Here is a 13,272-nt window from a genome sequence, read left to right as displayed (position 1 = left end):
CTCAGCCCCTCCGCCCGGCCAGATCCACCGGCGGCAGGGGGTAGGCTTTGTCGCGGACGCTGATCCAGTCTATGTAGTCCGCGCGCATGCCTGGGTAACCGATCATCTTCCAGGCGGCCATATCCTTGTTGGCGCCGTACTTGGGATCAGCGAAGTAGCCGTTTTTCACTTCGCCCAGCAGGTTGGAGAAGAACAGCTTGCTGGAGATCGCCTCCAGCTCCAGCTTGCCGCCCTCGGCCGCCTTGAGCAGGGTTTCCTGCTGTTCGTGGCTCAGCTGGGCGAAGGTCTTGCCATCGAACTGGTTGCGGCAGTGCGCATCGAAGGCATCGATGCCGACCTTCAGGATGTCACGCAGGGCCAGCTTGCCCTGGTAGCCGAACTCGCTGGGTGCCTCCAGGAAGGGACCCTGCATGTACCAGATGGCGCCGGCCGCGTAGGGGGTCTGCATGTGGCGGTCGAGGAACTCGGGCACGCCAGATTCCACCGCGCCGGGGCCGGTTTCATCGGAGGGGATCAAGCGGTCGCAGGCGGCGGTGATGAACGCCCACTCGGCCGCGTTGAAGAATTCGGGGGTGTAGTCCTTGGCGGCCGGGGTAGCCGGGGTGCCGCTCCCGGTGCCGTTCCCGGTGGGGGTGCCGGGGGCGCAGCCGGGCAGGGCGGCGGCGACGGGGAGCAGGGTAAGGCCCTGGAAGAAGCGGCGACGGGTCAGCGTCGGCCGGTTCTGGTCGGCATCATCTTTCATTGTGTGGCTACCTGGCGGGTGGCTGGGGCTGAGCATGGCGCGGGTCCTGTCGCGGCAGCGTGCTCGCCGAATGCGGCCGGCCTTTCCACGGCAGGCATGAATGCGACCATTGTGTGGATGTGCGACTGTTTCCGTAATGGCAATATGGGAAAGGAACTCTTGCCAAACTGGAAACATCGGCGTGATCGACGACCTCAACGAGCTGCGCACCTTCGACCGCATCGTGCATGGCGGCAGCCTGTCCGCCGCCGCGCGCGACCTGGGCATCTCGCTCGCCGTGGTCAGCAAGCGGCTCACCGCCCTGGAGCGGCGCGTGCAGGTGCGGCTGTTGAACCGCAGCACGCGACGCGCCTCGCTCACCGACGAGGGCAGCCTGTTCCACCTGCACTGCCGCCGCGTGCTGGATGCGGTGGAAGCGGCCGAGGCGGCGCTGGAGCAGCGCCAGGACGTGGTGGCCGGCGTGCTCAAGCTCACCGCGCCGAATGGATTCGGACGCCGTCATGTGGTGCCGGCGGTGCGCAGCTTCCAGCAGGCGCATCCCGGGGTGCGCGTGCACCTGTCGCTGCGCGATGAGCTGGTCGACCTCGTTGGTGAAGGCGTGGAACTGGCGCTGCGCTATGGCGCGCTGGACGATTCCCGCCTGGTGGCGCGCGAGCTGGCGCCGAACCGGCGCATCCTCTGCGCCTCCCCGGAATACCTGCGCCGGCGCGGCACGCCACTGAGCATCGACGACCTGCACGGCCACGATCTGATCGCCTCGGGCAGCCCGCCGGTATCGCAATGGGTGTTCGCGCAGCCCGGCGGCACCATCGCGTTTCCATTGGACGCCAGTACGCTCTGCGACGATGGCGAGGCGGCGCAGATCCTGGCGGTGCAGGGCGCCGGCATCGCCCGCAAGTCGATCTGGGACGTGGCCGATGACCTCGACGCAGGGCGCCTGAAAGAAGTGCTGCCCAACTGCGCGCTGGCGACTTCGCCGTTGAGTGCCGTGTACGCCCCCGGGAAGCAGGTCGCCCCCCGGGTCCGTGCGTTCCTTGGCCACATGGTGCAGCAGCTGCAGCAGTCGGCCGGCTGGCGGCATGCCAACCGGACGATGCCCGCCATTGCACTGACCGGGAGTTAATCGGCCTTGCGCTCAACCGGCGTCAATGCCGGTTTCTGCCAGCTGCGGTCCAGCACGGCCTGGCCAGGGCTGTAGTTGCGCAGGATGACGTAGAACGGTCCGGCCGGCGCCGGCAGCCAGTTGGATTCCTTGTCCTTGCCGGGCGACGCCTGCTGGATGTACAGGGTCAGGCCGCCATCGGCATCCCGCTTGAGCGTGGGCAGCATGGCCGAGTTGATCAGGTAGCGGTCCAGCGGGTTGTCCACCAGCAGCTTGCTCTTGCCGTCATACAGGGTGACCGACCAGAACGCGTTGGTCGGCGGCAGCTGGTCCTTGGCGAAGCGCAGCACGTAGTCGTGCTGGCTGCCGTCGGCGGGCCTGCCCTGCGCATCCACGAAGTAACTCTGGTAGTCGGCCTCTGAAGCGGAGTTGCCGTAGATGCCCAGCTTGGCGCCGGCAAAACGGTACAGGTAGTTGTCCTTAAGCGCCGCGCGGGTGCCGAACATATCCGCGCTGGAAACCTTCTCGGTGTTTATTTCAGTGGCGATGAACTGTTCCAGTGCCTGGTTGGCATCTGCGATGCCTGCGGTGATGGCCTCGCGGTCGGCCGGAGGCAGCGCGGCTGCATCGAAGGGCTTGCCTGCCTCAATGCCGATGCCCGCGAACCGTTGGCGAAGCGCGGCTTCGCTGTCCACGGTGGGCGCGAACTGCAGCAGGAAGTTGAGGTAGGAGAAGAAGCCCAGGCCATTGGCCTGTTCCGGGTCATACGGCGGGAAGGTGATCGCCGGGGCCGGCGGCGGTGCCGGCGTGCCCAGGAACGCGCTCAGCGGCTGCACCTTGTACTGCGCCTGCAGGCGCTTGACGTTGTCCAGGTCCGACGGCGAAAACAACTGGGTGCGGAACAGCCCATAGGCCAGCTGGGTTTCGGCGCGGAACACCTCGCGCACGCCCTTGGGTGTCTCGCCCTTCCAGTCCGGCCCGGCCACCATGAACACGCTGGCCTTGCCGTCGGTCGCGGCGCGGTTGATGTAGGCGAAGTTGTAGGTATACAGGTCGATCAGCTGCACGGAGAAGTAGCGCTTGGCATCGATCGCCGGCACGCTGATGACCAGCGGTTCGGCGCGCAGGTCCATCCACAGGAACGAATACGGCGTGTCCGAGTTGGGCGTGATGATCGAGGTGTCCTTCGGGGTGGCCACTTGGGCGACGTTGCCGATCTGGTTGAAGCCGGCGTGGAAGTTCGCACCCTTGGCATCCACGGCCTGCTGGTACATGGATTTGTAGCCTTCCACGATCGGGTAGCCCCAGATGTAGGCATCCTTGGCGGTGGCGCGCAGCTCGCTGATGCGGGTGGCATCAGCCGCGGCCGGGGCGGCGGGCTGCGCTGCCGAGGCAGGGTCGGGCGCTGGGGCGGCGCTTTCCGGTTCACGCTTGCCGCAGGCGACCAGCGCGCACACGCTGATCAACAGGGCAGCCAGATGGTGGCCGGCAAGGAACGGCGAGTGAGCCTGGTTACGGGGCATGGCCATATCGTTCGCCTCCTGCGGCAAGGGATGGAGAGAGCATGACGGCGCGCTCATCCCCACTCCACCGAAATAGGTGCAGGCCGGCTGGGTAAAACTACTTAGCCCGGATCAGACCCGGGCAAGGCTGGCAATGGCGAGAATGACGGTCGCGGTGGTGACCACGGTGAAGTACAGCCAGCCCAGCCCGACGAACTTGAGCGTGGTCACCAGCCGGGATTGTGCGTACACCCGCCGTTGCATCAGCCAGAGATACAGCGGCATCCACAGCAGCAGCGCCGTGATCAGCAGGCCGATGACAACCCCCGCGCCAGGCACGGCGGCAAGCTGCCCACCCAGCATCGACAGCAGCAGGATGCCCAGCAGCGCCACGCACAGGAACGCATGGCTGTACAACGCCACCACCAGGTGCTCCAGGTACAGCCTTCCACTGCCCAGGTAGAACACCTTCAGCAGCACGGCAAACAACGGCACCAGCACGAACAGCGCCGAAGGCACCGAGCCGAAGAACGCGTTGACCAGCAGCTGCGGCCGTTCGCTGATGCGGGGCAGGTTCTTGCGGATGATCTCGGCTTGGCCGGTCAGCCAGCGGTTGGCGAACCCGGGCAGGAAACCGATCTCGACCGGGTCTGACTTCTGTGTCGCCATGTCCTGCACGGTGAACGGTTTGGCCGCGACGGGCTTGCGCGCGGACGCGACCGGTGGATGCTCCTTCAGTTCGCGCTCGCGCTTTGCGGCCTGCCTGTCCACCTTGGCAATGGCACTGTCGATCGGCGCGCGAAGGGACTCGGGCATCGCCTCACGCGATTGCTGCAACGGCGCCAGCAGCGCGCGGCGGACCTGCTGGACCTCGTCGTGGGTGGTGGCATCACGGAACGCACCCGGCACTTCCGGCGGGCGGGGCGTCTGGCTTACCAGGGCACCTGCGTCCACATGCACCGCCAGCCGCGCCACGAAGAAGGTCAGCACGCTCAGGATCACGAACAGGCGGATCGGCGGGATGTAGCGGGTACGGTGCCCGGCCAGGTAGGCTGCCGCCAGCCGGCCGGGCAGCAGCAGCTGGTGCAGGGTGCGGAAGATGCGCCCGTCCAGGTGCCAGAACGATTCGAACACCTCTTCCACCGCGTGCCCGAAACTGCGCACCGGGCTGTGGGCGGACTGGCCGCATTCATGGCAGAAATCGCCCTGCAGCGGGGTGCTGCAGTTCTCGCAGGCGGCGGGGTGGGCAAGGGCGGAGTGCATCAGTGCGCGGAGCCGGGCAGGAAAGGCGCCTACGATAGTGGGGGCGGGGTGCCGGTGCCAGTGCCGGCCTGCATCGATGGCCCACGTGGAGGGCCGGGCCGGGGAGTCCGGTTCACGGTCACGTTGCTCTACCCGAAGTAGAGTCGGCTCACCCCCTTACGGAACGCCGACCATGCCACTGACCGACAAGCAACTCGCCATTCTTCGGGCCATCGAGGCGACCGATCCTGTGTCAGCCGACGATGCCACCTGGGCCGTCGCCGAAGGTCTGGCGGTGCAGGCCGAAGACAGCGATATCGACCTGACCCCTGCTGGCAAGAGCGCATTGGGAGAGGTGTAGTACCAGCAAGCCTTTCGCGTGCACTGCATGCCGGCTGCACGCGCGCTCCACACCGCGCTGCCTACAGTGGCTGCCATTCCCCCGACGGCGCCCATAGCGTGAACCTGCAGACCTCCATGCCCCTTCCGCTTCCGCGCCGCCCGCTGCCGGACAGCTGCCAGTTCGAACTGCTGGATGTGAACGCGCTGCAGGACCCGTGCAGCGGGCGCATCGTGCACCTGTACTCGATGGTGGCGCGCTGCCTGTCGTGCGAGGTGGTGTTCAAGGCGCAGGAAGGCGAGGGCTTCGTCAGCACCTCGGCCGCACGCGTGCTGCGCTGCCCGTCCGGTTGCGGCCAGCAGTCGCTCAGGGGCGCCGCGCTTCGCCAGTGGGGCGCGCAGGCAACGAGCGGCTTTGGATCGACACCGCTTCCACAATCTGTTCGGGCGTAAACGCGCAATGTCCTTCGCCGGTGGGCGGTAGCGTCCTCGGCTGGGGCGTCGCACCAGCCTTGGCGGCAAGTGCCGGGTAGATCGGCTCGAAGCGGGGCGTCACGGAAGGGTCGTTGAGGTTGTACTGCAGCAGTAGCGGCCGGCGCAGCGCGCCGGTCAGGCGCAGGTCGCGGTCAAGCTTCGCCTTTGCCTCGGGATCTGCGGCAATGCGCCGGACGCCGGCGTTGAACGCCTTGTCATCGCCAAAGCCGGCATACGCCGTGTCCTTGTTGCTAACCGGAATGCCGCCGCTGATCTTGACCAGCTGCTGGAACACCAGTGCATGCAGGCTGAGGGTGCCAGCCAGCTCATCCACCTTCAGCTCCAGGCGTTTTGCCAGTACTGCAGCTGCCTCCGGGCGGGACTGCACGGCAACGGTGATGGCGTCGACCATCTCCCCCTGCGGCAACGTCGCAGCGGCAGGCGAGCTCAACCCACCCTCGGGCAGGCCGTTGGCGCCAGGGAAGAAGTACTCGAACGCCACCAGCGAGGTGAGCACTTCGGCGGCCAGCACATCGCCGGGCAGGTTGGCGCCGCACATCGAAATGCCACCGCTGTAGTGCTCCGGCATCCGTTCCAGCGTTCCGATCGCCACCGCGCCGCCCATTGAAAAGCCCAGGATCCAGCTGCGTTTCGTGTCTGGATGGCGGGCCACGAACTGTGCGCGCAGCCGCTCAAGATCGTCAATGGCCCCGCGCACGGCCCAGCCCTGGTCGGCGTACCCACTCTGCGCCACTGCATAGCCGGCGTTGACCAGCGCCTCGCTCCACGGGTTGCCCGGCCAGGGGTCCGGGCGCGGCGTTCCGACCGGCTCGAAGCCATGGGCGTACATCACCAGTTCGCCGTTCCAGTGGGCCGGCACGTCGATGCGCCAGGGGGCGCCCTGCAGCGTGCCCGTTTCGCTGTGGGTTTCCGGCGTTACCGGGGCCTTGGCCCAGCTCGACGGAAGGAACAGGGCAGTGCACAGCCCCAGGCACAGCGAGACGGTCGCAGCAGTACGCATCCAGATCATCCTCGGTCAGGTGCCGGCGCAAGATCGACCAGCAGCGTGGGAATCAATTCGGAAACCGTGGGGTGGATCGGCACCGCCCAGCGCAGCTCATCCAGCGGCCGGTCGGCACTGATCATGTCGAGGATGCCGTGGATGGCCTCATCGCCGCCAGTGCCAAGGATCGCCGCGCCCAGGATCCGCCGGGTTTCGGCATCGGCCACCACCTTCATGAAGCCCTTGGACTCCCCTTTTTCCACCGCACGACCGACGCGGGTCATGGGCCGCTTGGAGAACAGCAGGGGGCGGCCGGACTTCATCGCCTCGGCCTCGGACATGCCCGCCCGGCCCAGCGGCGGGTCGATGTACAGCGCGTAGCCGGTCACCCGGCTGCTGACCCGGCGGTCCTCGCCATCCAGCAGGTTGGCGGCGACGATCTCGAAGTCGTTGTAGGCGGTATGGGTGAACGCCCCACGGCCGTTGCAGTCACCCAGCGCCCAGACACCGGGCGCCGAGGTCTGCAGGTGGTCATCCACCGTGATGTACCCACGTTCGTCGCGCTCGATGCCGGCGGTGTCCAGGCCCAGGTCCTCCGTATTGGGCCGGCGCCCGATCGCCATCAGGACGTGGCTGCCGACCACGCGCGCATCCTTGCCGCCGGCCTGGAAGGAAACGGCGATGTCATCGTCCACGCGCTCGAACGCGATCCTGTCCGCGCCGGTATGCACCTCGATGCCCTCATCCTCCAGGATGCCGCGTACCGCCTCCGATACATCGGCGTCCTCGCGCGCGATCAAGCGCTCACCCCGCTCGAGGATCGTCACCTGCGCGCCGAAGCGCCGGTACATCTGTGCGAACTCCAGCCCGATGTAGCTGCCGCCCACCACCACCAGATGGGCGGGCAGGGCATCCAGCGCCACGATGCTGCTGTTGGTCAGGTACGGAACGTCCTGCAGGCCGGGCATCTCCGGCACCGCTGCACGCCCGCCCACGTTGATGAAGATCCGCGGCGCGGTAAGCCGCTCGCCGTTGACCACGATGGCGCCGGGCCCATCGAAGCGGGCGTGGCCACGGATCAGCTCCACATTGGCCATCCCGGCAAGCCAGTCTTCATTGCCCTTGCGCGAATCCATGATCACTTTGCGGGCGCGGGCCTCGACCACGGTCATATCCACGCTGACCGGTCCGGCGCTGAAGCCGTACTCAGCACCACGCCGCGCCATCTGCGCGGCATACGCGCTGGCCACCAGCGTCTTGGTCGGCTTGCAGCCCGTGTTGACGCAGGTGCCGCCCACCAGATGACGCTCGATGATGGCCACGCGCATACCGGCCGCGTCCAGCCGCCCGGCGAGTGAGGGTCCCGCCTGGCCGGTGCCGATGATGATGGCATCGAAGTCGCGGGCGGCAGCGGCGGGACCCTGCGCGGAAGAGGGGTTGGACATGGCAAGACCCTTGTTGTGTGTACCAATGGCCATTCAATACACTCGTTGGCGTGAGCGCCACGCAGACCCAGCATCGCGGATTGGCGTTCTGGACGATTTTGTCTGCAACATCATGGAGAGAGCGTTGAACAAACTGGTTACAGGCGTGCTGCTTGCACTGATTCTCACCGGGTGTGCCAAGACGCCTGAGACCCCGGACTCCAAGCCGCTCGCCGAAGCGCCGTTGGCGGCCCCGACGATACCGGCCAAGGCTTCGGCCCTGGGCGGCCAGCGTGGCGACGGCGCGCCTTATGAAGTGGTGGGAAGCGAAGTCTGGAATGTTCCCGACCCGGTTTCCGGGCGGACGTACCAGGTGTTCGTTGCGCTGCCGGCGTCCTACGCGGACAGCCCGGAGCGCAGATACCCGGTCCTCTATGTCACCGATGCCGACTACGCGTTTCCGCTGGCGCGGCAGATCGGCCGGCGACTGAACGTGGAAGGCCCCAAGCTGGAAGAGTTCATCCTGGTGGGCCTGTCCTATTCGGTGGGCGACGAAGGCATGCCCAGCCGCCGCCGCGACTATACCCCGACACCCAACGGCCCCAGCAGCGCACCGGCCGACGCGGTGCATGGGGGCGCCGCGCCTTACATCGCCTACCTGCGCGAGCAGGCGCTGCCGTTCGTGGCTGGCCGCTACCGCACCGACGAAAGCCGGCGCCTGCTGCTGGGCCACTCCTACGGCGCGTTGCTGGGCACCCAGATCCTGTTTACCGACCCGGGCATGTTTGCCGGCTACATCGTGGGCAGCCCATCGTTCTGGTACGACCGCAATGTCATGTCGCGGTTCGAGAAGGACTACGCAGGCAGCCACAACGATCTGAAGGCATCGGTGTACATGTATGTCGGCGAGCGTGAAACGCCGGCCTTCGGCAACGACGCGGACATGGTGGCCGATGCGAAGAACATGCAGACCGCGCTGCGCGCGCACAACTACCCGTCACTGCGCCTGAAGCTGGACGTGCTCAAGGACGAGGACCACCTGAGCGTGGCCCCGCGCGGGCTGACGCACGGGCTGAAGTATCTGCTTGGCAAGCAGCCGGGCGGCTGACGGGATCACGGCCTGTGGAGGGTCAGGTCTGATCATCCACAGGCGCCGCAGGCGCGTTGGCTTTCACCGATTCGATCCCGCCATCGCGTGCGGTCGTGGTCGAGTAGCGCTCGCTGGTGCCGATCACCTCGCCATTTCCTGCCTTGAGGTTGAACATCGGTTCGCCGTTGCTGGCGTTCTTGCGCTCGTAGCGGCTGTCGGCCGGCGAATTCTTCCGCACCGATTCAATGCCGTTCTGCGCGCTCTGCTTGGTGGTGTAGCGTTCGCTGTGCAGGATGGGCTCGCCATTGCCTGCCTTGAGCACGAAAAGGAACTGGGGGCCGGAGCGGGTCAACAGGAACTTGGCAGCCATGGGACCTCCACCTGTCTCGCCAGGAATGGCGCAGGCAATGTGTTGCATGCGCTGGCGGGTGTCTATCCTGAAACCGACGTCCGCGCTTGGCCGCTCACTCGCGGCGAAGCTTGATGTCCACGTCGCGTGCCGTGTTCGAGATCAGCTCCAGCCCGAAGTCGCCGGTGCCATGCCGGGCCTTCACGAGCACATCCTCGCCATCGTCGGTCTCCACATGGAAGCCTTTGCCCAGCGCGACGCCCAGCGCATCACGCGCCGACTTGGCGATGTGGTTTTCCGATTGGCCATCCAGCACCGCCACGTCCACCTGCAGCGGTGGTGCATCTTTTGGCCAGACCCGGAAGCGGATCGTGCCATCGGACTTGGCCCGCTCGTCAAACGCGATCCGCCACTTGTTCGAGGCGCGTGGGCGTTCCGTTTCGGCCGCCGCTACCGTGGTCGGCGCGCCAGCCGGTGCCTGCGCGAACGCGAGGCAGGGGATGGCCAGCGTCAAGATGCCCGCCGCGCGCAGCAGGGCGAGGTGTAGGGAGGAGGATTTCATTGTCATGCTCCAGAAGGATGGCGAGAGCCACGCGGCCGACAGACCGGATTTTCCGATCAACCGATTGCTATTGCATGCGTGTCAATGCGTAGCGCGACCCAGTAAAACTACGGCTGGCTGACCGCCCCCCCGGCAGCTTGCGCCAGAACAACCCCCCGGCCATGGACCGCACCGTCCTGCCAGCTGAGGCCATCATTCAGACGGCCGTACACGGCCCCGGGCGTATAGTCGATCCACACTACGTTTCCCCATGGCACCGAGCTCTCCGGAGTTCATCACCGCAAGGATCGACGCAATGCCCAAGGGCTCAGACCTGCTGGTCGCCGCACTCGAAAACGAGGGCGTGGACCGCATCTTCGGCGTTCCGGGCGAGGAAAACCTCGACTTCCTGGAATCCCTTCGCAACTCCAGCATCGAGCTGGTCCTCACCCGGCACGAACAGGCGGCCGCCTTCATGGCCGCCACCCACGGCCGCCTCACCGGCAGGCCGGGCGTCTGCCTGGCCACCCTCGGCCCTGGCGCGCTGAACTTCTCCACGGGCGCGGCTTACGCCCACCTGGGCGCCTGGCCGATGATCCTTATCACCGGCCAGAAGGCAGTGATGAGCGCCAAGCAGGCCCGGTTCCAGATCGTGGATATCGTGGCCTCGATGAAGCCGCTCACGAAAATGACGCGACAGATCGTCAGCGCAGCGGCGATCCCGGCTACCGTGCGGGATGCCTTCCGCGTGGCCATGGAAGAGCGGCCGGGCCCGGTCCATCTGGAGCTGCCAGAGGACATCGCCGGCGAGGAAGTGGACGACATTCCAGTCATTCCGGTCCACCCGCTGGAGCGCCCCATCGCCCACGCCGCCGCGCTCGACCGGGCCGCGGAAGCCATCCTGGCCGCCAAGCGTCCGCTGGTGATGATCGGCGCGGCCTGCAGTCGCCCGTGGCTGACCGAATCGCTCTCCACGTTCGTGGCGCGCACCCGGCTGCCGTTCTTCAACACCCAGATGGGCAAGGGCGCGGTGACCGGCGGCTCCAACCTGTATATGGGCACCGCCGCGCTTTCCGAAGGCGACTACGTCCACGAGGCCGTGGCGCGCGCCGACCTGATCATCGCCATCGGCCACGACACCGTTGAGAAGCCGCCGTTCCTGATGAAGGGCAAGGGTGGGCCCAAGGTCATCCATGTCGGCTTCCAGTCCGCCACGGTCGAACAGGTCTACCACCCGGATATCGAGGTGATCGGGGACATCGGCGCCACCGTGGATGGCCTCGCCGAGCGGCTGGAAGGCAAGGTGTCCGAAGACCAGGGCATGGTCGACCTGCGCCAGAAGATCCTGTCGCGCCTCAACGACCGTGCCGAGGAGGACCGTTTCCCGGTCACCCCGCAGCGGTTGGTGCACGACGTGCGCGAGGCCATGCCGGAAGACGGCATCGTCTGTCTCGACAACGGCATGTACAAGATCTGGTTCGCCCGCAATTACCGCACCCACGTGGCCAACACCTTGCTGCTGGATAACGCCCTGGCCACCATGGGCGCGGGCCTGCCGTCGGCGATGATGGCCTCGATGCTGTACCCCGACCGGCGCGTTCTGGCCGTGTGCGGCGATGGTGGCTTCATGATGAACTCGCAGGAGATGGAAACCGCCGTGCGGCTGGGCCTGAACCTGGTGCTGATCATCCTCAATGACAGCGCCTACGGCATGATCCGCTGGAAGCAGGCGGTGGATGGCTTTGAAGATTTCGGCATGCGCTTTGGCAACCCGGATTTCGTGCGCTACGCAGAAGCCTACGGCGCCAAGGGCAGTCGGGTCATGTCCGTGGAAGAGCTCGTGCCCACGATCGAAGCCGCCTTTGCCGGCGGTGGCGTGCACCTGCTGGACGTGCCGATCGACTACTCCGAAAACACCCGCGTACTGGTCGACGAGCTGCGCAACCGCACCCCCGATGTGGGCTGTGCTTAAGCGCCACCGTTGACCACTGAATACAAGGAACCCCACATGTTGACCGTAGTACAAGCCTTTGACCGCGCCTCCATCCAGGACGTTCCGTTCGATGACGCCGCCGCACTGGAGCGCAAGCTCGGCAATGCCGAACGCGTGTTCAAGGACCGCGACGGCTGGCTCAAGCCGCACCAGCGCATTGCCATCCTGCGCAGGCTGGCGGCCCTGATGGAAGCCAAGCGTGACCATCTGGCCATGCAGATCGCGCGCGAAGGCGGCAAGCCGCTGCCCGATGCCATTGTCGAAACCAACCGCGCCATCGATGGCGTGCACAACGCTGCCGATGAACTGCGCAACTTCGCCGGCCGCGAAATCCCGATGGGCCTGTCGGCAGCGGCGGAGAACCGCTGGGCGTTCACGACCAAAGAGCCGCTCGGCATCGTCGCCGCCATCTCGGCGTTCAACCACCCGCTGAACCTCATCGTCCACCAGGTTGCCCCCGCCATCGCGGTGGGGTGCCCGGTCATCATCAAGCCGGCCTCCACCACGCCACTGTCCTGCCTGGAGTTCGTGGCGATGGTCCACGAGGCCGGGCTGCCGGAGCCGTGGTGCCAGAGCTTCATTCCGGAAGGCAACGAACTGGCCGAAGCATTGGCCACCGACAAGCGCGTGGCCTTCCTCAGCTTCATCGGCTCGGCGCGGGTGGGCTGGTCGCTGCACTCCAAGCTGGCCCACGGCGCGCGCTCGGCGCTGGAACATGGCGGCGTGGCACCGGCCATCGTGGACCGCAGCGCGGACCTGGCCAGGATCATCGAGCCCATCGTCAAGGGCGGCTACTACCATGCCGGGCAGGTATGCGTGTCCACCCAGCGCATCTTCGTGCACAACGACATTGCCGAGGACTTCACCGAAGCCCTCATCGCACGTGTGGAGAAACTGCGCACCGGCGACCCCACCCTGAAGGACACCGAGGTAGGCCCGCTGATCCAGCCGCGCGAAGCCGACCGGGTGGCCGAATGGATCGACGAGGCGGTAAAGGGTGGGGCCACGCTCGCCACCGGTGGCAAGCGCCTTTCCGAAACCACGCTGCAGCCCACCGTGCTGCTCAATCCCGCCGATGACGCCCGAGTCACCACGCAGGAGATCTTCGGGCCGGTGGTGGCGGTGTATCGCTACAGCGAGCTGGACGAGGCCATCGCACGCGCCAACTCGCTGCCCACCGCGTTCCAGGCCAGCATCTTCGCCCAGGATATCGACGTGGCCATGCGCGCGGCCAACCGCCTGGATGCCTCGGCCGTGATGATCAACGACCCCACCGCGTTCCGCACCGACTGGATGCCGTTTGCCGGCCGCCGGGAATCGGGCTATGGCACCGGCGGCATTCCGTACACCATGCGGGACATGTCGCAGGAAAAGATGATCCTGATGCGCAGGAGCTGAGCCCGCGCCCGGAAACGGTATGTTTTCTGGGCAGGGCACAGTAGTTGTACGGGGGCGCAGGGGTAGGGCAGCT

13 protein-coding genes are annotated in these 13,272 nt (G+C 66.5%); 6 read left to right on the top strand and 7 right to left on the bottom strand.

From position 1 onward, the window contains the following. Position 1 precedes the first annotated feature (1 nt). The gene (locus BAY15_RS10575; RefSeq protein WP_068852207.1) at positions 2 to 742 is read right to left on the bottom strand and encodes a gluconate 2-dehydrogenase subunit 3 family protein; all 741 of its coding nucleotides are present in this window, start codon (positions 740 to 742) and stop codon (positions 2 to 4) included. A gap of 181 nt (positions 743 to 923) precedes the next feature. Here BAY15_RS10575 and BAY15_RS10570 point away from each other — a divergent pair, with 181 nt between their 5' ends. Continuing rightward, complete coding sequence (locus tag BAY15_RS10570) at positions 924 to 1,865, top strand: LysR family transcriptional regulator (RefSeq protein ID WP_208856097.1); 942 nt, start codon at positions 924 to 926, stop codon at positions 1,863 to 1,865. On the opposite strand, the gene BAY15_RS10565 is transcribed toward BAY15_RS10570, so the two are convergent. Continuing rightward, the gene (locus BAY15_RS10565) at positions 1,862 to 3,367 is read right to left on the bottom strand and encodes a DUF1254 domain-containing protein (RefSeq protein WP_083214269.1); all 1,506 of its coding nucleotides are present in this window, start codon (positions 3,365 to 3,367) and stop codon (positions 1,862 to 1,864) included. The genes BAY15_RS10570 and BAY15_RS10565 overlap by 4 nt on opposite strands. A gap of 111 nt (positions 3,368 to 3,478) precedes the next feature. Further along, the gene (locus tag BAY15_RS10560; RefSeq protein WP_068852202.1) at positions 3,479 to 4,609 is read right to left on the bottom strand and encodes a DUF3667 domain-containing protein; all 1,131 of its coding nucleotides are present in this window, start codon (positions 4,607 to 4,609) and stop codon (positions 3,479 to 3,481) included. Between the two features lie 172 nt (positions 4,610 to 4,781). On the opposite strand from BAY15_RS10560, the gene BAY15_RS19365 reads away from it, so the two are divergent. Together BAY15_RS19365 and BAY15_RS18895 are read left to right on the top strand one after the other, a co-directional pair. Continuing rightward, entirely contained in the window at positions 4,782 to 4,949 is a 168-nt protein-coding gene (locus BAY15_RS19365) for a hypothetical protein (RefSeq protein ID WP_167693296.1), read from the top strand. Positions 4,950 to 5,047: 98 nt separating this feature from the next. Continuing rightward, the gene (locus BAY15_RS18895; RefSeq protein ID WP_083214147.1) at positions 5,048 to 5,380 is read left to right on the top strand and encodes a hypothetical protein; all 333 of its coding nucleotides are present in this window, start codon (positions 5,048 to 5,050) and stop codon (positions 5,378 to 5,380) included. Here the strand turns inward: BAY15_RS18895 and BAY15_RS10555 are convergent. Both BAY15_RS10555 and BAY15_RS10550 read right to left on the bottom strand, forming a co-directional pair. Next, positions 5,295 to 6,422, bottom strand: a complete 1,128-nt coding sequence (locus BAY15_RS10555) for an alpha/beta hydrolase family protein (RefSeq protein ID WP_068854667.1) — start codon at positions 6,420 to 6,422, stop codon at positions 5,295 to 5,297. The genes BAY15_RS18895 and BAY15_RS10555 overlap by 86 nt on opposite strands. A gap of 5 nt (positions 6,423 to 6,427) precedes the next feature. Continuing rightward, positions 6,428 to 7,849, bottom strand: a complete 1,422-nt coding sequence (locus BAY15_RS10550; RefSeq protein ID WP_068852199.1) for an FAD-containing oxidoreductase — start codon at positions 7,847 to 7,849, stop codon at positions 6,428 to 6,430. 112 nt (positions 7,850 to 7,961) lie between these two features. On the opposite strand from BAY15_RS10550, the gene BAY15_RS10545 reads away from it, so the two are divergent. Further along, positions 7,962 to 8,936: an alpha/beta hydrolase gene (locus tag BAY15_RS10545; protein WP_068852196.1), complete on the top strand. Its 975-nt coding sequence runs from the start codon at positions 7,962 to 7,964 to the stop codon at positions 8,934 to 8,936. Positions 8,937 to 8,958: 22 nt separating this feature from the next. On the opposite strand, the gene BAY15_RS10540 is transcribed toward BAY15_RS10545, so the two are convergent. Both BAY15_RS10540 and BAY15_RS10535 read right to left on the bottom strand, forming a co-directional pair. Next, entirely contained in the window at positions 8,959 to 9,288 is a 330-nt protein-coding gene (locus tag BAY15_RS10540) for a YegP family protein (RefSeq protein WP_068852193.1), read from the bottom strand. A 94-nt stretch (positions 9,289 to 9,382) separates the two neighbouring features. Further along, the gene (locus tag BAY15_RS10535) at positions 9,383 to 9,829 is read right to left on the bottom strand and encodes a hypothetical protein (RefSeq protein ID WP_068852190.1); all 447 of its coding nucleotides are present in this window, start codon (positions 9,827 to 9,829) and stop codon (positions 9,383 to 9,385) included. Between the two features lie 295 nt (positions 9,830 to 10,124). Here BAY15_RS10535 and BAY15_RS10530 point away from each other — a divergent pair, with 295 nt between their 5' ends. Both BAY15_RS10530 and BAY15_RS10525 read left to right on the top strand, forming a co-directional pair. Next, complete coding sequence (locus BAY15_RS10530; RefSeq protein ID WP_068852187.1) at positions 10,125 to 11,780, top strand: acetolactate synthase large subunit; 1,656 nt, start codon at positions 10,125 to 10,127, stop codon at positions 11,778 to 11,780. A gap of 36 nt (positions 11,781 to 11,816) precedes the next feature. Then, a complete protein-coding gene (locus tag BAY15_RS10525; RefSeq protein ID WP_068852184.1) occupies positions 11,817 to 13,199 on the top strand; it encodes an aldehyde dehydrogenase family protein in 1,383 nt (460 codons plus the stop codon). The last annotated feature ends 73 nt before the right edge of the window (positions 13,200 to 13,272 follow it).

Source organism: Stenotrophomonas rhizophila (genome assembly GCF_001704155.1).
Classification (GTDB): Bacteria; Pseudomonadota; Gammaproteobacteria; order Xanthomonadales; family Xanthomonadaceae; genus Stenotrophomonas; species Stenotrophomonas rhizophila_A.
Note: the sequence above shows the minus strand (reverse complement) of the source record. Positions and strands in the feature narration are given on the sequence as shown.